This window comes from Bradyrhizobium sp. 23AC (assembly GCF_054863025.1).
In genome coordinates this window covers 43,199-59,879 of record NZ_JAVAYN010000033.1, presented here as the reverse complement: position 1 = coordinate 59,879, position 16,681 = coordinate 43,199, and the positions used below count along the sequence as shown (strand labels likewise).

19 protein-coding genes, 1 tRNA gene and 1 pseudogene are annotated in these 16,681 nt (G+C 64.2%); 9 read left to right on the top strand and 12 right to left on the bottom strand.

What is annotated here, in order from left to right; all coding sequences use genetic code 11:
• From RAD10_RS39635 to RAD10_RS39625, 3 genes are all read left to right on the top strand, one after another.
• Nucleotides 1–1,350: ATP-binding protein (locus tag RAD10_RS39635; protein ID WP_461621716.1), on the top strand; the 1,350-nt coding region annotated here is incomplete at its 5' end.
• Nucleotides 1,351–1,499: 149 nt separating this feature from the next.
• A complete protein-coding gene (locus tag RAD10_RS39630) occupies nt 1,500–2,366 on the top strand; it encodes an isocitrate lyase/PEP mutase family protein (RefSeq protein ID WP_461621715.1) in 867 nt (288 codons plus the stop codon).
• Nucleotides 2,363–2,662 (top strand): acylphosphatase, encoded by a 300-nt coding sequence (locus RAD10_RS39625; RefSeq protein ID WP_018320639.1) that lies wholly within the window; start codon nt 2,363–2,365, stop codon nt 2,660–2,662. The genes RAD10_RS39630 and RAD10_RS39625 overlap by 4 nt, the downstream gene beginning before the upstream one ends.
• A 68-nt stretch (nt 2,663–2,730) precedes the next feature.
• On the opposite strand, the gene RAD10_RS39620 is transcribed toward RAD10_RS39625, so the two are convergent.
• Entirely contained in the window at nt 2,731–4,251 is a 1,521-nt protein-coding gene (locus RAD10_RS39620) for an ATP-binding protein (protein ID WP_461621714.1), read from the bottom strand.
• A gap of 144 nt (nt 4,252–4,395) precedes the next feature.
• Here RAD10_RS39620 and RAD10_RS39615 point away from each other — a divergent pair, with 144 nt between their 5' ends.
• The 3 genes from RAD10_RS39615 to RAD10_RS39605 are packed head-to-tail and all read left to right on the top strand — an operon-like array spanning nt 4,396 to nt 7,068.
• The gene (locus RAD10_RS39615) at nt 4,396–4,953 is read left to right on the top strand and encodes a GbsR/MarR family transcriptional regulator (RefSeq protein ID WP_461621713.1); all 558 of its coding nucleotides are present in this window, start codon (nt 4,396–4,398) and stop codon (nt 4,951–4,953) included.
• Nucleotides 4,954–4,969: 16 nt separating this feature from the next.
• The gene (locus tag RAD10_RS39610; RefSeq protein WP_461621712.1) at nt 4,970–5,635 is read left to right on the top strand and encodes a DUF4166 domain-containing protein; all 666 of its coding nucleotides are present in this window, start codon (nt 4,970–4,972) and stop codon (nt 5,633–5,635) included.
• The gene (locus tag RAD10_RS39605) at nt 5,632–7,068 is read left to right on the top strand and encodes a TIGR01777 family oxidoreductase (RefSeq protein WP_461621711.1); all 1,437 of its coding nucleotides are present in this window, start codon (nt 5,632–5,634) and stop codon (nt 7,066–7,068) included. The genes RAD10_RS39610 and RAD10_RS39605 overlap by 4 nt, the downstream gene beginning before the upstream one ends.
• A gap of 4 nt (nt 7,069–7,072) precedes the next feature.
• Here RAD10_RS39605 and RAD10_RS39600 read toward each other — a convergent pair whose 3' ends face one another.
• Nucleotides 7,073–7,927, bottom strand: coding sequence for a LysR family transcriptional regulator (locus RAD10_RS39600; RefSeq protein WP_461621710.1), 855 nt, complete (start codon nt 7,925–7,927; stop codon nt 7,073–7,075).
• 111 nt (nt 7,928–8,038) lie between these two features.
• On the opposite strand from RAD10_RS39600, the gene RAD10_RS39595 reads away from it, so the two are divergent.
• The gene (locus RAD10_RS39595; protein ID WP_461621709.1) at nt 8,039–8,461 is read left to right on the top strand and encodes a tautomerase family protein; all 423 of its coding nucleotides are present in this window, start codon (nt 8,039–8,041) and stop codon (nt 8,459–8,461) included.
• A gap of 43 nt (nt 8,462–8,504) precedes the next feature.
• Here RAD10_RS39595 and RAD10_RS39590 read toward each other — a convergent pair whose 3' ends face one another.
• Nucleotides 8,505–9,218: a DNA helicase gene (locus RAD10_RS39590; protein ID WP_461621708.1), complete on the bottom strand. Its 714-nt coding sequence runs from the start codon at nt 9,216–9,218 to the stop codon at nt 8,505–8,507.
• 195 nt (nt 9,219–9,413) lie between these two features.
• Complete coding sequence (gene lipB / locus RAD10_RS39585) at nt 9,414–10,151, bottom strand: lipoyl(octanoyl) transferase LipB (protein WP_461621707.1); 738 nt, start codon at nt 10,149–10,151, stop codon at nt 9,414–9,416.
• 95 nt (nt 10,152–10,246) lie between these two features.
• On the opposite strand from lipB, the gene RAD10_RS39580 reads away from it, so the two are divergent.
• Nucleotides 10,247–10,489 carry a FliM/FliN family flagellar motor switch protein gene (locus tag RAD10_RS39580; RefSeq protein WP_011088012.1) on the top strand — a complete coding sequence of 81 codons (243 nt, stop codon included), beginning with the start codon at nt 10,247–10,249 and terminating at the stop codon, nt 10,487–10,489.
• Between the two features lie 215 nt (nt 10,490–10,704).
• Nucleotides 10,705–10,789, top strand: a tRNA-Leu gene (locus tag RAD10_RS39575).
• 18 nt (nt 10,790–10,807) lie between these two features.
• Here the strand turns inward: RAD10_RS39575 and RAD10_RS39570 are convergent.
• The 8 genes and pseudogenes from RAD10_RS39570 to RAD10_RS39535 form a co-directional block, all read right to left on the bottom strand.
• The gene (locus RAD10_RS39570; RefSeq protein ID WP_461621706.1) at nt 10,808–11,503 is read right to left on the bottom strand and encodes a hypothetical protein; all 696 of its coding nucleotides are present in this window, start codon (nt 11,501–11,503) and stop codon (nt 10,808–10,810) included.
• 29 nt (nt 11,504–11,532) lie between these two features.
• Nucleotides 11,533–11,799, bottom strand: coding sequence for a helix-turn-helix domain-containing protein (locus RAD10_RS39565; RefSeq protein WP_158237573.1), 267 nt, complete (start codon nt 11,797–11,799; stop codon nt 11,533–11,535).
• Nucleotides 11,800–11,804: 5 nt separating this feature from the next.
• Nucleotides 11,805–12,118, bottom strand: a pseudogene (locus RAD10_RS39560) (type II toxin-antitoxin system RelE/ParE family toxin).
• 201 nt (nt 12,119–12,319) lie between these two features.
• Complete coding sequence (locus RAD10_RS39555) at nt 12,320–12,505, bottom strand: hypothetical protein (RefSeq protein ID WP_461621705.1); 186 nt, start codon at nt 12,503–12,505, stop codon at nt 12,320–12,322.
• Complete coding sequence (zigA, locus tag RAD10_RS39550) at nt 12,502–13,716, bottom strand: zinc metallochaperone GTPase ZigA (protein WP_461621704.1); 1,215 nt, start codon at nt 13,714–13,716, stop codon at nt 12,502–12,504. The genes RAD10_RS39555 and zigA overlap by 4 nt, the downstream gene beginning before the upstream one ends.
• 250 nt (nt 13,717–13,966) lie before the next feature.
• A complete protein-coding gene (locus tag RAD10_RS39545; RefSeq protein WP_461621703.1) occupies nt 13,967–14,788 on the bottom strand; it encodes a DUF2182 domain-containing protein in 822 nt (273 codons plus the stop codon).
• 50 nt (nt 14,789–14,838) lie between these two features.
• Nucleotides 14,839–15,468 (bottom strand): DUF1326 domain-containing protein, encoded by a 630-nt coding sequence (locus RAD10_RS39540; protein WP_461621702.1) that lies wholly within the window; start codon nt 15,466–15,468, stop codon nt 14,839–14,841.
• A 234-nt stretch (nt 15,469–15,702) separates the two neighbouring features.
• Nucleotides 15,703–16,677 carry a tripartite tricarboxylate transporter substrate-binding protein gene (locus RAD10_RS39535; protein WP_461621701.1) on the bottom strand — a complete coding sequence of 325 codons (975 nt, stop codon included), beginning with the start codon at nt 16,675–16,677 and terminating at the stop codon, nt 15,703–15,705.
• Nucleotides 16,678–16,681 lie beyond the last annotated feature (4 nt).

Here is a 16,681-nt window from a genome sequence, read left to right as displayed (position 1 = left end):
TATCTCGGCGAGCGCGAATGCTCGATCCAGCGCCGCAACCAGAAGGTCATCGAGGAGGCGCCGTCGCCGCTGCTCGACGAGGCGACGCGCCGCAAGATGGGCGAGCAGGCCGTCGCGCTGGCCAAGGCCGTGAATTACGACTCCGCCGGCACCGTCGAGTTCGTCGCGGGGCAGGACAAGAGCTTCTACTTCCTGGAGATGAACACACGTCTCCAGGTCGAACATCCCGTCACCGAGCTCGTCACCGGCATCGACCTCGTCGAGCAGATGATCCGCGTTGCCGCCGGCGAGAAGCTCGGCATCGCGCAGAAGGACGTCACGCTGACGGGCTGGGCGGTGGAATCGCGCCTCTACGCCGAAGACCCGTTCCGCAACTTCCTGCCCTCGATCGGGCGGCTCGTGAAGTATCGCCCGCCGGCGGAAGCCAGCAAGGACGGCATCACCATCCGCAACGATACCGGCGTCCAGGAGGGCGGCGAGATCTCGATCCATTACGATCCGATGATCGCCAAACTCGTCACGCATGCGCCCTCGCGCGCGGCCGCGATCGAGGCGCAGGCGACCGCGCTGGATTCGTTCTATGTCGACGGCATCAGGCACAACATCCCGTTCCTGTCGGCGCTGATGCATCATCCGCGCTGGCGCGAGGGGCGGCTCTCGACCGGCTTCATCGCCGAGGAATTCCCCAAGGGCTTTGCGGTGCGCGTGCCCGAAGGCGAGGTCGCCCGGCGCATCGCCGCGGTCGGCGCCGCCATCGATCACGTTCTGGGTGAGCGCAAGCGGCAGATCTCGGGGCAGATGGGCGGCCGCGTCGTGCAGCGCGAGCGGCGCCGCGCGGTCTGGCTCGACCGCCAGGAGATCCAGCTCGAGGTCGGACGCGAAAGCGAGGCGATCGCGGTGCGCTTCATCGACGCCGAGGGCAAGGCCGGCAATTCGCATCTGCTGGCCTCGCCGTGGAAGCCGGGCGATCCGGTCTGGCAGGGCACCATCGACGGCCACTTCGTCGCGGTGCAGGCGCGGCCGATCCCGAACGGCATTCGCCTCGCGCATCAGGGCGTCGAGGTTCCCGTCTATGTCTGGACCGAAGCGGAAGCGACCTCGGCGCGGCTGATGCCGGTGACGACGGCCTCCGACACCGGCAAGAAGCTGTTGTGCCCGATGCCCGGGCTCGTGGTCTCGATCGCGGTGACCGAGGGGCAGGAGGTCAAGGCCGGCGAGACGCTCGCGGTGGTCGAAGCCATGAAGATGCAGAACGTGCTGCGCGCCGAGCAGGACGGCACCGTGAAGAAGGTTCACGCCAGCGCCGGTGCGACGCTGGCGGTGGACGCGCTGATTCTGGAGTTTGCGTAAGGCGCTCCGGAGCACGACAGTCGACCCTCGCCCTGAGGAGCCGCGCTTGCGCGGCGTCTCGAAGGGCGAGGCCACAGCCGGGCCTGCATCCTTCGAGACGCGCGCAAGAGCGCGCTCCTCTAGGATGAGGATTTTGGAGTGAGGCACCCATGGCCTTTCGTTCCCGCCGCGAGAAACTGCGCCTCATCCTGTCGGGCTCGGCCTGCATCCATCCCGGCTCGGTCTACGATGCCATCTCGATCCGCATCGCCGAGGACCTCGGCTTTCCGCTCGGCATGTTCGGCGGCTCGGTGGCCTCGCTCGCGGTGCTCGGCGACCCTGACGTCACGCTGATCACGCTCACCGAGCTTGCCGAGCAGATGCGGCGGATGTCGCGCGCCGCAGTGCTGCCGGTGCTGGTCGATGCCGATCACGGCTATGGCAATGCGCTCAATGTTCGTCGCACGGTGCAGGAGCTGGAGACCGCTGGCGCCGCAGGCCTCACCATCGAGGACACGCTGCTGCCGGCCGCCTTCGGCGAGGCGAAGACGCAGCTGATCTCGCTCGAGGAAGGCGTCGGCAAGATGAAGGCGGCGCTCGATGGCCGCAGCGATCCTTCGCTGGTCATCATGGGCCGCACGGGAGCAGCCTCGATCACCTCGATCGAGGACGCGATCCGCCGTGCGCAGGCCTATGAGGCGACCGGGGTCGATGCGCTGTTCTTCACCGGCATCAAATCGCGCGCGGAGCTCGAGGCCGTCGTAGCCGCCACGCGCCTGCCGATCGTGCTTGGCGGTGCGCCGGAGGAGCTGAGCGCGCTCGACTATCTCGCCAGCCAGCGCGTGCGTATCGCGCTTCAGGGCCACGCGCCGATCGCCGCTGCGACGCAAGCCGTGTATGAAACGCAGAAAGCGCTGCGCGAGGGCACGGCGCCGAAGGCGCTGAGAGGTCTGGCATCATCCGATCTGACCAACCGCGTCATGCGCGAGGCCGACGTCAAGGCGCGCAGCGCCGACTTTCTCGGGCTGAAAAAATGAGCCGGGCGATCCTCCAGGTGATGATCCGCGGCCGCGTCCAGGGCGTCGGCTACCGGGCCTGGGTCGAGTACCAGGCGACTGCGAGCGGCCTCGAAGGCTGGGTCCGCAACCGCCGCGACGGCTGCGTCGAAGCGCTGTTCGCGGGAGCGCCGAAGCACGTCGCCGACATGGTCGCGCTATGCCGCCACGGCCCGCCGTCCTCCCGCGTGGACAGCGTGACGAGCGAGACCGCCAGTGCCGATGAGTTGAACCTGCGCAGGGCAGGGGAAGCGTTCTCGGTGTTGCCGACGGTGTAGGTAGTTTCTCGCTCCGCAGACGGTGCGCTCCCCGCCCCGTTCTTACGGGGAGAGGTGAAGACGAAGCCTCACCTTGGCAGCTTGGCGATCGCCTCGCTCAGCTCGTGGATTTCGTAGGGCTTGCGCAGGATCGGGAAATCGCCGCGCACGCCGGCGGCGACGTCGCTATAGCCGGTGGCGAGCAGGATCGGCAGGCCAGGGCGAATCTGACGGAGGCGATGGGCGAGGCTGAGCCCGTCCATCTTGCCGGGCATGACGATGTCGGAGAACACGAAGTCGACGCCGTTGGTCTCGATCTCGCGCAAGGCGGCTTCGGCGTCGGCGACCCGGCGGACGTGGTAGCCCAGCTGCTCCAGGAGACCGATGCTGACGAGCGCAACGTCGGGATTGTCCTCGACCAGCAGCACCGTGCCGCTGCCTTGGAAGGATGGCCCTCCAGCCGCCTCTCGCGATGGCGTGTCTTCTCCACGCGGCAGCAGGATGGTGAACGTCGTGCCCTTGCCGAGCTCGCTTGCGACCTTCACCGTGCCGCCGGCCTGATGGGCGAAGCCGTGCACCTGGGACAGGCCGAGGCCGGTGCCCTTTCCGATCGGCTTGGTGGTGAAGAACGGCTCGAAGATCTTGTCGAGAACGTCGGAGGGAATGCCGAGCCCGGTATCGGTGACGTCGATTGCGACGAAGTCGCCGGCAAGGGGCGCCTCGTCCAGCACGACATTGTGCGCGCCGATCGTCACCGTGCCGCCGTCGGGCATCGCGTCGCGGGCATTGATGACGAGGTTGAGCAGCGCGGTCTCGAGTTCGGAGGCGTCGGTCCTGACCGGCCAGACGTCGCGGCCGATGTCGAAGGCCAGGCGTACGGAGCTGCCGACGCCGGCATCGAGCACTTCGCGGATCGCCGCGATGCGTTCGGCGAAATCGATCGCCTGCGGATTGACGCTCTGCCGCCGCGCGAAGGTGAGGAGCTGGTTGGTGAGCGCCGCGCCGCGCTTGGTGGCGGTCTCGATCGCCGAGATCGCGCGCTGAACCTTGGCCGCGTCGTTGGGGCCCCGCTTCAGCATATGCAGGCTGCCGCTGATGATCATCAGGAGGTTGTTGAAGTCGTGCGCGACCCCGCCGGTGAGCTGCCCCAGCGCATCGAACTTCTGGGACTCGGCGAGCTGCTTCTGCATCGCCTCGAGCTTGAGCTGCGTATTGCGGCGTTCTGTGATGTCGCGCGTGATCTTGGCGAAACCGACCAGCTCGCCGTCCTCGTAGATCGGGTCGATCACGACGCTTGCCCAGAAGAAGGTGCCGTCCTTGCGGACGCGCCAGCCTTCCTCCTCATAGCGGCCCTTTTCCCGCGCGATGCCGAGCGCGCGGGCCGGCTTGCCGTTGGCACGGTCGGTCTCGGTGTAGAAGCGGGAGAAATGCTGGCCGAGGATCTCCCCGGGCGAATAGCCCTTGATGCGCTCGCCGCCGATATTCCAGCTGGTGATGATCCCCCTGGGATCGAGCATGTAGAGCGCGTAGTCCGCAACTCCCTCAACCAACAGTCGGAAACTGCGCTCGCTCTCGAACAAGTCTCGCTGTTGACTGAACTTTCCGATCATTCCGGGACCCTGCCTCGACGGGAGCAAACGCCACAGAAAGCGGATGGTTCCCTGAAGTTGGGACATTTTTAGGCAGATATCCCGCACCCGTATACGGGACCAAGTCCGCTTGACAAGGGGACGTTATCGTCAGATATTTCTGTAATGACAGAAATAACCGGAAAGAAGAAACTCCCTGCGGCCGTCGAGCGCTTCATCCTGCATTGGGGCGACATGGGGGACGAGTGGGGCGTCAATCGCTCGGTCAGCCAGATTCACGGGCTGCTCTATCTCGCCGAAGGGCCGATGACGGCGGAGGACATCGCCGACACGCTCGGCATGGCACGCTCCAACGTCTCCAACTCGCTCAAGGAGCTGCTCGCCTGGAACCTGATCCGGCGGGTGCCGATCCTCGGTGACCGCCGCGACCATTACGAGGCCGAGACCGACATCTGGGAGGTCGCCGCCAGAATAGCGGCGCGGCGCAAGGAGCGGGAACTCGATCCGGCGATCACGGCGCTCAGGGCCTGCGTGTCCGATGCCGCCGGCGATCCGACCATCAATCCGGTCGCAGCCAAGCGGCTGAAGGAGATGCTCGCCTTCACCGAGCTCGCCGACCACTGGTTCATGCAGATGCTGAAGGTGCCGCGGCCGCGGCTGGTCGCCTTGATGCGGCTTGGCGAGAGGATCGTCAGCCTGCTGCCGCTGGGCAAGGCCAAATAGCGCTGAGGAGGGTGCGATGACGTCGGCTCGATTATCAGGCTCCAACGCATCGACCTCCGCTCACACCAAACTGCTCGACGACCGCCGCTTCCGCGCGCTGTTGTCGGACGAGGATTGGGGCCGCCTGCCGCTCGCGACGTGGCGGCGTTTCTCCAAACGGGTCGCGGACGGCGAGAGCGTCGTCTATGTCGGCGTGGTCGACGAGGTCTCCTTCAGCGAGATCGGCTGGTGGTTCGCCCAAGCTGCGCGCCTGATCGGCGGGCCGCTGCCGACCGGCCGCGACACCGGTGTTCCCATGATCGTCACCGTGACCGAGGACGGCACGACCGGCGGTCAGACCTGGACCCGCATCTGCGCGCGCAAGCGCGGCTTTCCGCATGTGATCCATTCCGCCAAGCGTTTTGCCGGTCCGACCGGGCTCGAGGAATATGTCGGCTTCGGCGTCTCGATGGCGCTCCGCACCGCGGTCGAGGACCAGACGCTGACCTTCCGCAGCGCCGGTTATGGGCTCCAGCTCGGACGCCTGTGGATCCCCTTGCCGCGCTGGCTCACCCCGGGCGATCTCACGGTGACTCACCGCGACCTCGGCGACGGCGCATTCCGCTTCACCCTCGATGTCATTCATCCACGTTACGGCGCGCTGATCCACCAGTCCGCCACCTTCAGGGAGGCCGTATCATGACGCCGCTGTTGTGGACGCTCATCGCCATCCAGATCGTGATGGGCGTGTTCGACACCTTCTATCACCACGAATTCACCGAGCGCCTGGCCTGGCGGGTGTCGCAGCGCTTCGAGCTGAAGCTGCACGGCATCCGCAACATGCTCTATGCGTTGCTGTTCCTCGTGCTCGGCTGGCTCGAGGTTTATGGATTGCTGGCGCTGCTGATCGTCGTGGTGCTGGTCGCCGAGATCGTCATCACCCTGATGGATTTCGTCGAGGAGGATCTGAGCCGGAAACTGCCGCCGAGCGAGCGCATCAACCACACGCTGCTCGCGATCAATTACGGCGCCATTCTCGTGCTGCTGTTGCCGGTGCTGACCGATTGGGCGATGCAGCCCTTCGGCGTGAGCGTCATGAACCAGGGCCTGCTCAGCATCGCCGCGACCGCCTGCGCGGCCGGCGCGGCGCTGTGCGGCCTCAGGGATCTTGCGGCGATGCGCCGGCTCGGTCGCATGCGAAGCGTGCCGGCGGCCGAACTCGTCGAGAAACTCCCCGGCCGCAAGACCGTGCTGATAACAGGTGCCACCGGCTTCATCGGCAGTCGCCTCGCGGCGAGTCTTGGCGGGGCAGGGCGTCACGTCATCGCACTGATCCGCAATCCCGCGAAGGCGGAGATGCTGCCGCCGCCGGTCACGCTGATCACCAGCCTCGATCAGCTCGCTTCGGACACGCCAATCGACGCCATCGTCAATCTCGCCGGCGAGCCGATCGGCAACGGCTTGTGGACCGAGGCGAAGCGCGCGAAGATTCTTGGCTCTCGCATCGACATGACCGGCGAAATCGTCAAACTGATCGCGCGGCTCGATCGCAAGCCCGAGGTGCTGGTCAGCGGCTCCGCGATCGGCTGGTACGGATTGTGGGCCGACCAGGTGCTGACGGAGTCAGCCAAGTCGCACGCCTGTTTCAGCCACGAGCTCTGCGCGGCCTGGGAGAAGGCGGCGCGGCCGGCGGAAGAGCTTGGCGTGCGCGTGGTCTGTTTGCGCATCGGCCTCGTGCTCGGCACCGAAGGTGGCTTCGTCACGCGGATGCTGACGCCGTTCGAGTTCGGCCTCGGTGGTCCCATCGGCACCGGCCGGCAGTGGATGTCCTGGATCGAGCGCGACGATTTGATCCGGCTGATCGCCTATGTGATGGCAACGCCGGATCTGTCGGGCCCCGTCAATGCCACCGCGCCGATCCCGGTGACCAATGCAAAGTTCACCGAGGAGCTCGGCCGCCGCCTGCATCGGCCCGCGATCTTCCGCATTCCCGGCGGCCTGTTACGCCGGATCGGCGGCGGCTTCGCCGAGGAGCTGCTGCTCGGTGGTCAGCGCGTGCTGCCGAACAAGGCGCTGAGCCGCGGCTTTGTGTTCAGGCACGAAACGCTGCGCAGCGCGTTCGAGGCGATTCTGTGAGACATCAGGTGGCCGCCGCACTCCGAAACGTCGCCGCCACCGCACGCAGTGCCGCAAGCTTGGCGGGATCGCTGACTTTCGAATGCAGCATCACCTTCGAGCTGCCGAGTGTTGGCAGCTTGTGCGCGGGCCCGATGTCGACCAGCCCGGGAGGCGCGATCCGCCGCGCCAGTGGCGCAATCGCAAGTCCCGCGAGCGCAGCTGCGACCACCGCGGTGACGCCGCCGCCGACGAAGCGCTCGCGCCAGGCGAGGCCGGCCTTGTCGAGCGCGCGCACGGCGATGGCGCGGACGCCGCAGGGCGGGGCGAGGGTCGCAAGCGGCAGCGCTTCGCCCTTCGGCAGGGTGAAGCGCCGTGACGCGAACCAGCCGAATTCGTCCTCGGTCAGCCTCTCGCCGCCGCGGCGGCTGCCTTCCTGGCGGACGATCACAGCGTCCAGCTCGCCGGCGTCATAGGCATCGTGCATCTCGCGCGAGAAGCCGATGGTGACGGCGAGGGTGAGATTCGCCGACATCGCGTGCAGGCGTTCCAGCAACGGCACCAGCTCGGGGCCGGCGGCGTGATCGGAGATGCCGAGCGAGAGCGATTGCGCGGCCGGGGCCTCACCCGACAGCGCGCGGTCATGCGCTGCCATCAGCGCGCGGGCGCGATCGAGGAAGCTGGCGCCGTCGGCGGTGAGCCGGACCGCGCGCGGCGAGCGCTCGACGAGACGTTTTCCCAGCAGCGTCTCCAGCCGCTGCAGCTTGAGGCTAACGGCCGCCTGCGTCGTGCCGAGCGCTTCGGCGGTCCGCGTAAAGCTCTGGAGGTCGGCGACCAGCAGGAAGGCCTGGACAGTCGCGATATCGAGCGTTGGTGTCATTATGAATGCTTATCACTGGTATCAATAGAGATAAGATACCAAAATGGAGACCGGAGGTCTAGCTTCTCACCAACGCCGCGCAAGTCGCGCAGCATCTCGAGGAGAACGACAATGCCGCTGATCACCGTGTCCTACACCACCTCCCGCCAGTCGCCCTCGCTGAAGGCCGACATCGCCAACGCCGTGTCCGAGCTCACCGCAAAGATCCTGCACAAGGATCCCAAGGTGACTGCCATCATCGTGAAATCGGTCGAGGCCGGTGACTGGTTCGCTGGCGGCAAGTCGCTCGCCGAGCAGAAGCTCGCCAGCTACTGGATCGACATCCACGTCACCGAAGGCACCAACACCAAGGACGAGAAGGCCGCTTATCTCGCCGCCATGTTCAAGCGCATGGCCGAGATTCTGGGGCCGCTGCATCCCGAGACCTATCTGCATGTCGACGAGGTCAAGGGCGATGCTTACGGTTTTGGCGGCCTCACCCAGGAACGCCGCTACATCGCCGGCAAGCTCGACGTGTCGCTGCAGGCGGCGTGAGGCTGCAAGCCGCGGGTGAGCCATCTCACCCGCGGCCTGATCGTCAGCTTGCTGCCCGGAACTGAACCTCGGAATTGTTCAGGAAGCATGTCTTGTCGAACAGCTTCAGGTCCAGCGGATTTGGCAAGCGGACATCGTTGAGGTCGGGGCAGGGCTTGACTGCGGGATCGTAGGACCGGTCGATCTGCGAGATGAAGACGACGATCAGCCCCTTGTCGCGTGCGAACGATTTCAACGCGCGAACCTGAACGGAGAGGTCGGGGTTTTCCCGCCGCTGGTCGAGCAGCTGTAGATAGTCGATCACCACGACTGTACCGCGTGGTGCCGCGCCCATCTCCTTGACGACGTAATCGGCGCTGATGGCGTCGGAGCAGTCGACCGCGAAGAGCTCGCGGAATTGCGCGGGGTCCGCGCCGGTCGCCTGGAAGCGCTCCAGCACGTCTTTCTCGGTGTATTCGAGCGAGAAGAACGCGGCGCGATGGCCCGACCGCATGGCTTCCACGGCAAGTTCGAGGCTCATCAGAGTCTTGCCCTGGCCGGGGCGCGCGCCGACCAGCACCAAATCGCCGGGCCGGAATTGCGGAAACAGCCTGTTGGCCGGCGTGATGGCCGCGGCTTTCGTTGCGAGCATGCTCCAGGCGGAAAACCCTTCCGTCGTCGCGATGCGATCAAGTGCATCGTGCAGCGGAATGCCTTCGTCGCGGGACAGGCGCTTCGCCTTGCGCTTCAGATGGTAGACGGGTGCAGACAATCTCATCGTCAAACCTCCCATGCGAGCAGAAAGCGCAATCCCTCCTTATGCCTGGCGCTCGAACAGTCGGCCGATGATCTCATCGCCCGGCATGAAGTCTGCTTTCCCGGCGGAGGGGGGAGGCGTGGGCGACACCTGACGCGAGCATAGCCGATTCCGCGACGAGCTGGGACCGGGCGCGGTTGGGCGCCACAAAAAATGCTAGGCGGCCGCTTCCGGCACCAACGCTTTGGTCGGCCCGAACAGCTCCTCGAACGCCTGCCGAAGCGCGATGTCGACGTCGGCCATGGTCACGAGCTGGCCGAGGTCGACCAGAGAGGTGACGCCATAGCGGGCGTCAGTGACGCCGCACGGCACGATGCCGGTGAAATGCGACAGCTCCGGCTCGACATTGATGGCGATGCCGTGGAACGAGACCCAGCGCTTCAGCCGCACGCCGATCGCCGCGATCTTGTCCTCGTAACCTTCGCCCTTGTCGGGCCGCCTGACCCAGACGCCGACCCGATCCTCACGCCGCTCGCCGCGGACGTTGAAGGCGGCGAGCGTGCGCAGAATCAGCTCCTCCAGGCTCGCGACATAGGCCCGGACGTCCGGCCGGCGCCGCTTGAGGTCGAGCATGACATAGGCCACCCGCTGGCCCGGCCCGTGATAGGTGAGCTGTCCGCCGCGCCCGGTGGCGAAGATCGGGAATCGGGGATCGAGCAGGTCGGCTTCCTTGCCCGAGGTGCCGGAGGTGTAGAGCGGGGGGTGTTCGAGCAGCCAGACCAGCTCCGCGGCCTCGCCCGCCGCAATGGCGGCGACCCGGGCTTCCATCTCGGCCACCGCCTCCGGATAGGGCACTGGCGCGTCCGAGATTCGCCACTCCACGGGTTGGCCGTGGGACGCCGAAAACGACGTCAAATCCAGCTCCTGGCGCGGGTTTTGGGGCAAATTAACCATTGGCTAACCATAACGTGGTGATCATTGCAGGCGCAAATGCCAAGTCCTTGTCCGAAGTCCTTGGTCCTTAGTCCCTGGTTGCGGCGGTCCTGACAGTGCCCACTCTCGATAAAGTCACCGTGGATCTCATGGTCGTCCTCGGGACGACCACGATGCCGATCCATCAAGTATTACGTCTTTCCCGCGGCGCCATCATCGAGCTGGACGCAACCGAGGCCGACGAGGTCAAGGTTTTGGCCAATAATCTGCCGGTCGCCTCTGGCGTCGTGCTGGTCGACCGCAACCGGATCGCGGTCGAGGTCAAGCAGATGCTGCCGCGCACGCCGGGGACCCGATAGGGCGGGGCACCCGGTCGCGGCCCGGGCAGGGCAGCGTCCTGGGCACAGTAGCGGCTTGGACCTGCGGTAAGGCCCGATTCGGGGGAAGGCCGGGAACTTTCCTGCAAAGCTGTGGAATTCAGGGCCTTTGCAGGCTTGTACCCCTCTGATGGATTTGTTAGATCGGCGCCGTTGATCCGGCTGGCCCCTTCAGGCCTCAAGCCGGCATCCCCAAAGCGCTCGTGGCGGAATTGGTAGACGCGCTGCCTTGAGGTGGCAGTGAGTAAAATCGTGGGGGTTCGAGTCCCTCCGAGCGCACCAAAAATCCTGCATAAGCAATTAATATTGCTTATCTTTTGTGAAGATCACGACCTGTCCGCGACTGACATCCTCATAGCGGAGGTCAAGTTGCTCCTCTGAGACCCGCACGACTGCACCGTAGCCGACTCGGCGCTCGGTGATGGCTCTTGGCAGTACGGCGGTGATGCGTCGAAAAATGCCACCGATCACCTCAAGGCACTGGTCAAAAGTAGATCCAGGTAGGTGATCAAGTGCCCAGAAGGTGCCAAGAGCATCCGGTTTGCGTGGTGCATTGTACCGGCCCTTCCAGACGACCACCTGCGTGAGCCATCGCAGAAATTCCCGTTCTGCATCAGATGTCGAAAGCGATGCGAGTTCGGCGAGAGAGACGAGGTCATGTTGGCTGACCTGGGCAGCGATCTTCTCGCGTCCAATTAGAGAGGGATCGCGATCGACAATGATCGCCTTCAAACCGTTTTCCAAGGCGTAGCCGTACAGGAGAAAAATTGGAAAAACGTTTGGCTCATCGCACTCGATCTCCGCGTGCTCGACATCACCCTTGTCCAGTTTCTCGGAAGCTACAGTCAAGGCGGTCTCGTAGCGTAGAACCAGCGCTCGCTCCTCGCTCGCCAGCATTCCAGCAGATTTGAAGAGGTCGTGCGCTTTGGCGAACCAAAACCGGGGATGTTGGAAGGCCTCAAAGTTCTGCTTGAGAAAATCGTCGAGGGTGTCCATGACCCGTCTGCCCCATCAGGACTTGGCCGTCACGCCGCTTTCTGCAACTTGATCCCGGGGCGCAGCCCAGCGCGCTGCGCAAGCCGGACCAGCATGCTCAGGCTGAACCGGTTGATCTTTCCGTTCTTGATCTCCGATATCCGAGCCTGAGTAACGCCGAGTTGTTCCGCCGCCTCGGTCTGTGTCAATCCGGACTTGTTCAGCCATTTGTTGATGCCGGAAAGCAATTTGGCGCGCATCTCGAGCTCTGCGGCTTCTTCCTCGGAGAAGAGGTCGTGGAATACTGATCTTGCCATCATCGTCACCTGATTTGTCTGAGTCGTGCTTTGGCAAGGTCAACGTCCCGTTTGGCCGTTGCCTGTGTTTTCTTCTGGAACGCATGCAACACGTGAATGACGTCGCCGATGGTGGCCAGGTAGATGATCCGGTAAGCGCGGACGCCTGACGTATCCTGATCTCGCGAACGCCCGGGCCGATTGATGGCATGGGTTTCCAGTCAGAGGGATTTTCGCCGATCTGAACCTGAAACAATTGATATCCAGCTTCGCGTCGCGCGTCGTTCGGAAAGGCTTCGACATCAGACCGGCTGCTGCCGTGCCATCTCACTTCCTTCATTATCTGACTATGCCAATTCTGGCATAGCCGGTCAATGCGGCTTGGCGTCAGACACTGATCTTGAATGCCGCCGGTGGTACGGTGGGTGCTCGCGGAAAGGCACTTTTAGGCGTGATAAGCATCCTTATTGGATGGTGCGTTCGAACAAGCCCTTGAAGTCGCAGCAAATGCGACCGCCCTCCGAGGCACCACCTTCATCCCTTATTGTTGTTTGGGCTGGATTTCGGCGGCCGCCTCGTGCGCCGCCCATTGATCTGGCTGATCATGCGCGCAGCCGCCGGCAGGGATATCCGGCGGGAAGATGCTGTCGTAGATCGCACGTGCCTCGCGGATGAGGCGCTGCCGCTCGAGTTCGGATTTCGAGGCGAAGCGGACGATTTTGGTCATTCGCGTTCCAAAACTTCGTTCGCGCGTCGCCAGACCGGAAACGGGTCTGCGAGCTTCTCCCATTCCGTGACGTTCATGGCCGGCTTGCCCGGGACAAGGCAGGCATCCAGGCGTGCGCGGAGCGCGGTCTCGTCCATGCCTACGCCGATGAACACGATTTCCTGGCGACGATCGCCATAGACGTCGTTCCAGTTCGCGCGCAACCGCTTGCGCCAGAACGGGTCGTCCGGCCAGCGTTCCGCAGGCACGCTTGCCCACCAGAATCCAAGGGCCTCAGTGCGCGTGATCGCGCCGGCCTGGCTGATCTCGCCCAGCCATTGCGGGCGCGTTGCCAGCCAGAAATGTCCCTTGGTGCGAATGACACCGGGCCAGGGCTCTCGCACGAACTTGTCGAACTTTTCGGGATCGAACGGCCGGCGCGCGCGATAGACGAAGCTGCTCACGCCGTATTCCTCCGTCTTCGGCACGTGATCGGCAAAACCGTAGAGTTCCTTGAACCAGAGCGGATGCGCTTGCGCCTTTTCGAAGTCGAACCGGCCGGTGTCGAGAATGCGATCGAAGGCGACCCGGCTGTGGTTGGCTTCGATCAGCTCCGCTTCCGGATTAAGCGCGCGGATGATCTTTCGCGCTGCTTCGCGTTGTGCCGGCGAGGCGTCATCGACCTTGTTGAGCACGATCACGTCGGCAAATTCGATCTGCTCGACGAGGAGATCGACCAGCGTGCGCTTGTCGTTCGCCAGCGCTTCGCCGCGCTGCTCCAGGAAATCCGCCGATGAATAATCCCTCAGCAGATTCACCGCGTCGACCACGGTGACCATGGTGTCGAGGCGTGCCACGTCGGAGAGGCTTTCGCCGTCCTCGGCACGGAAGTCGAAGGTCGCTGCAACCGGCAGCGGCTCGGAGATGCCGGTGGATTCGATCAGCAGATAATCGAACCGGTCGTTTTCGGCGAGGGCGCGCACCTCCTTCAGGAGGTCGTCGCGCAGCGTGCAGCAGATGCACCCGTTGGTCATCTCGACGAGCTTCTCGTCAGTCCTGGACAGGTTCGCACCGCCACCACGGACCAGATCCGCGTCGATGTTCACCTCGCTCATGTCGTTGACGATCACCGCCACTTTCAGGCCGTGCCGGTTGTTCAGGACGTGGTTCAGCAAAGTGGTCTTTCCAGCCCCGAGGAAGCCGGACAAGACGGTGACGGGGAGTTTTTGCATGGAGATTGAACAGTCTTTTCAAGGGGATAGAGTGACGAGGGGGCATTGAGACCGGAGATGTAATGTTATAACATTACATTCATTGTCGACGTCCTCGTCAAGCCGTTTTGCGGTTCAGCTGAAGTTACGAACATTCAACTGATTGTTCTTTGCCGTGTGGGAGCGGTCGGGGCAGGCAAAATGCCGGACAGCGGTGCGCCCGAAGAACGGGCGGCGTAGAAATCGAACTGAACGTCAAGCAGGTTGTGCATCACTGCGGCAAGAACACCAGCAGCCAGGCGCCCGCGGCCACACATGCGATGCCGGCAGCGCGCGCGATCCATCGTCCGACCGGCGTAACTTTTTCCAGGAGGACAAGCAGCGCTAAGACCGCAATCCAGAGCACGTTCATCACTCCGCCCACGAACAACAGCGCCATCAAAACCCAGCAGCAGCCGACACAATAGCCTCCGTGTCGAAGTCCCAGCAGCAGGCAGCCGCGCGGGTCGTTGCGAAAGCCGCCATGGCGCATCAGGAACAGAAACGGCGACTGGCATTGGGCGAGACAGACGTCCTTCAGCGGTGTCCATTGATAGACACCTGCCGCGACCAGCACGATGGCGCCGAGCAAGTTGCTTGCGAGCGCCATCCGGGAGTCCAGCAAGGTGGCCCGCTCGACCGCCCATTGGAGAAAGGTGGCTGCCAGCGAAAAGCCGCACCAGGCGAGGAGATAACCGGCCGCAAACCAGCCGGTCGCGGCGAACGGCTTGCCCTGTGCTTTGCCCTGTCGGCCTACGCGGGCGTACATCAGGATCATTGGCGCGGCCGAGGGGGCCATCATTCCGATCATCATCACCGCCCACATCAGCAGCACGTAGGCGAACTCGAACATTCGCCACGGCTCGCTCGTCGGCAGCATGATTCCGATCCCGGCCGGGATCATGCGGAATCCGGTCATGTCCATGCCGCCCATGTCCATGTCGTTGGCGAGCCAGAGCACATAACTCCATGCCAGCACGACAATGAGGCCGATCGCGCCGCCGACGATCCAGCGATCGCGCCGCAGCACGGTTTCCAGCGGGCTGTCTGTCATTTGCGATCGAAATTGCCGGCCCTGACGCAGGCCGGTATCGCAAGTTTACATCACGGCTGGTTCGACCAGCGGATCGGCGCATAGAGGCCGTTCCTGCCGGAATTATCCCAGCGCATGCCATGATCGCTGAAGGTATTGCCGGGGGCGCCGACGGCCATCACCATGGCATCGGGGCTGACCGGATGGCCGATGTTCGCCCACATCTCCCCGCTCGGATGCATGGTCGGCAACGGATCGACGGACATGTGCAGGATGCCGGGGATTTCCGCGGACCGCGTCTTGTCGTCGATCCGGAACGTGATCGGGACCTTGCGCACCCCAAGGTTCTTGCTGATCAGCGGCGCGAACGCGGCCATCGGACCGCCGGCACCGCCGGTGAAGATCGCAACCAGGGCCTCGGTCTGCTCATCGCTGGCGCGCTGATCGATATAGGCAGCCACCGACCAATCTCCGTCTGCCATGACCCCAGGTGCGTGGAGGATCACGAGGACGTTGAGTCCATCGAGCTCGATGTCACCATAGCGTCCGCTTTCGATGTGGAAGATCAACGGCACGTTGCAGAAGCCCTCGGTCGGTCGCGCGGTCAACGGGGGCGCCGCCGACACCAGGCAGGGACACACGATGCTGCAACTGCAATTCTCGAAATAGTCACCGGAAAGGTGCCATGGGACATCCGCCATCGCTCGCTCCCGCTTGGCCGAACCCGATAGATGCTTTCGAATGAGCTACGTAGAGTTGAAAGTTACGCCTGGCGACGAAGTCCCGCAATGGGGCTCGGCCGACCTACGGAAAGTGCACCGATCAGCTGGAACTGCACCTGAACTCTCAGCGCGACCGCCACTCGAGTGCCCCAAAGTCAATCTTCCCTTTGAAATCACGGATATTTCTGGACGTGATCAGAACATGGCGCGAACCTACTGCGGCTCGATTCCGGCCGCCTTGATGATCCGTCCCCATTTGCCGATCTCGGCTTTCAGGAAAGCTTCGAGGGCTTCCGGCGTCGCGCGCTCGGGCTCGACCGGCGCCATGCTGAGCTCGGCAAAGCGGCTGATCAGCGCGGAATCCTTCAGCGCCGTCTGCAGCGCGCCGACGAGATGGTCGACGACGGGCTTGGGCGTGCCACGCGGTGCGTAGAGGCCGTACCAGGTCGTGACATTGAACTCGGGAACGCCGGCTTCAGTCGAGGTCGGCACATCAGGCAGCGTCGCGACACGCGTCTTGCTGGTGATGGCATAGCCCTTGATCGTCTTCGACTGGATGTACGGCGTCGGCCCTGTCGCGGGATCGCAATAGACGTCGATATGGCCGGCGATGACGTCGTTCAGCGCAGGCCCGCCGCCCTTGTAGTAGATCGGGGTGAGCTTGGTATCTGTGGCGCTCATGAACATCAGGCCGCAGAGTTGCGAGGCCGAGCCGAGACCGACATTGCCGAAAGTGACCTTGTCGCCGGCGTTGCGGATATGCGCGATCAGCTCGCCGAGGTCCTTGGCTGGAAAGTTCGGCCGCGCCACCAGGATCATCGGGACGTCGGTGACCAGCCCGATCGGAGCGAAATCGCCGACCGGATCGAACGGCAGCTTGGCGTAGAGGGCAGGGGCAGTCGCCTGGCCGACATGCATCAGCAGCAGCGTGTAGCCATCCGCGGCCGCCTTGGCGACGCGGTTGGTGCCCAGCGTGCCGCCGGCACCGACGACATTCTCGATGACGATGGACTGTTTCAGCGTTGCGCTCATGGCGCTGCCGAGGATGCGCGCGATGACGTCGCCGGGACCGCCGGCAGAGAACGGTACGATGACCGTGACCGGGCGGGAGGGGTACTCGTCCGCGATCGCCGCGTCCCGAGGGCAGAGCAGGAGGAACAGGATCAGCGATCGTACGAGAAACTTCATCGAA

Bases quoted from the DNA above. Each gene is read 5' to 3' on its own strand.
- RAD10_RS39615 (WP_461621713.1), top strand. From the start codon at position 4,396: ATGACAGAAATAACCGGAAAGAAGAAACTCCCTGCGGCCGTCGAGCGC.
- RAD10_RS39565 (WP_158237573.1), bottom strand. From the start codon at position 11,799: ATGGCAAGATCAGTATTCCACGACCTCTTCTCCGAGGAAGAAGCCGCA.
- RAD10_RS39620 (WP_461621714.1), bottom strand. From the start codon at position 4,251: ATGATCGGAAAGTTCAGTCAACAGCGAGACTTGTTCGAGAGCGAGCGC.
- RAD10_RS39540 (WP_461621702.1), bottom strand. From the start codon at position 15,468: ATGGCGGATGTCCCATGGCACCTTTCCGGTGACTATTTCGAGAATTGC.
- RAD10_RS39545 (WP_461621703.1), bottom strand. From the start codon at position 14,788: ATGACAGACAGCCCGCTGGAAACCGTGCTGCGGCGCGATCGCTGGATC.
- RAD10_RS39570 (WP_461621706.1), bottom strand. From the start codon at position 11,503: ATGGACACCCTCGACGATTTTCTCAAGCAGAACTTTGAGGCCTTCCAA.
- RAD10_RS39535 (WP_461621701.1), bottom strand. From the start codon at position 16,677: ATGAAGTTTCTCGTACGATCGCTGATCCTGTTCCTCCTGCTCTGCCCT.
- RAD10_RS39595 (WP_461621709.1), top strand. From the start codon at position 8,039: ATGCCGCTGATCACCGTGTCCTACACCACCTCCCGCCAGTCGCCCTCG.
- RAD10_RS39590 (WP_461621708.1), bottom strand. From the start codon at position 9,218: ATGAGATTGTCTGCACCCGTCTACCATCTGAAGCGCAAGGCGAAGCGC.
- RAD10_RS39630 (WP_461621715.1), top strand. From the start codon at position 1,500: ATGGCCTTTCGTTCCCGCCGCGAGAAACTGCGCCTCATCCTGTCGGGC.
- RAD10_RS39610 (WP_461621712.1), top strand. From the start codon at position 4,970: ATGACGTCGGCTCGATTATCAGGCTCCAACGCATCGACCTCCGCTCAC.
- lipB (WP_461621707.1), bottom strand. From the start codon at position 10,151: ATGGTTAATTTGCCCCAAAACCCGCGCCAGGAGCTGGATTTGACGTCG.
- RAD10_RS39555 (WP_461621705.1), bottom strand. From the start codon at position 12,505: ATGACCAAAATCGTCCGCTTCGCCTCGAAATCCGAACTCGAGCGGCAG.
- zigA (WP_461621704.1), bottom strand. From the start codon at position 13,716: ATGCAAAAACTCCCCGTCACCGTCTTGTCCGGCTTCCTCGGGGCTGGA.
- RAD10_RS39600 (WP_461621710.1), bottom strand. From the start codon at position 7,927: ATGACACCAACGCTCGATATCGCGACTGTCCAGGCCTTCCTGCTGGTC.
- RAD10_RS39625 (WP_018320639.1), top strand. From the start codon at position 2,363: ATGAGCCGGGCGATCCTCCAGGTGATGATCCGCGGCCGCGTCCAGGGC.
- RAD10_RS39605 (WP_461621711.1), top strand. From the start codon at position 5,632: ATGACGCCGCTGTTGTGGACGCTCATCGCCATCCAGATCGTGATGGGC.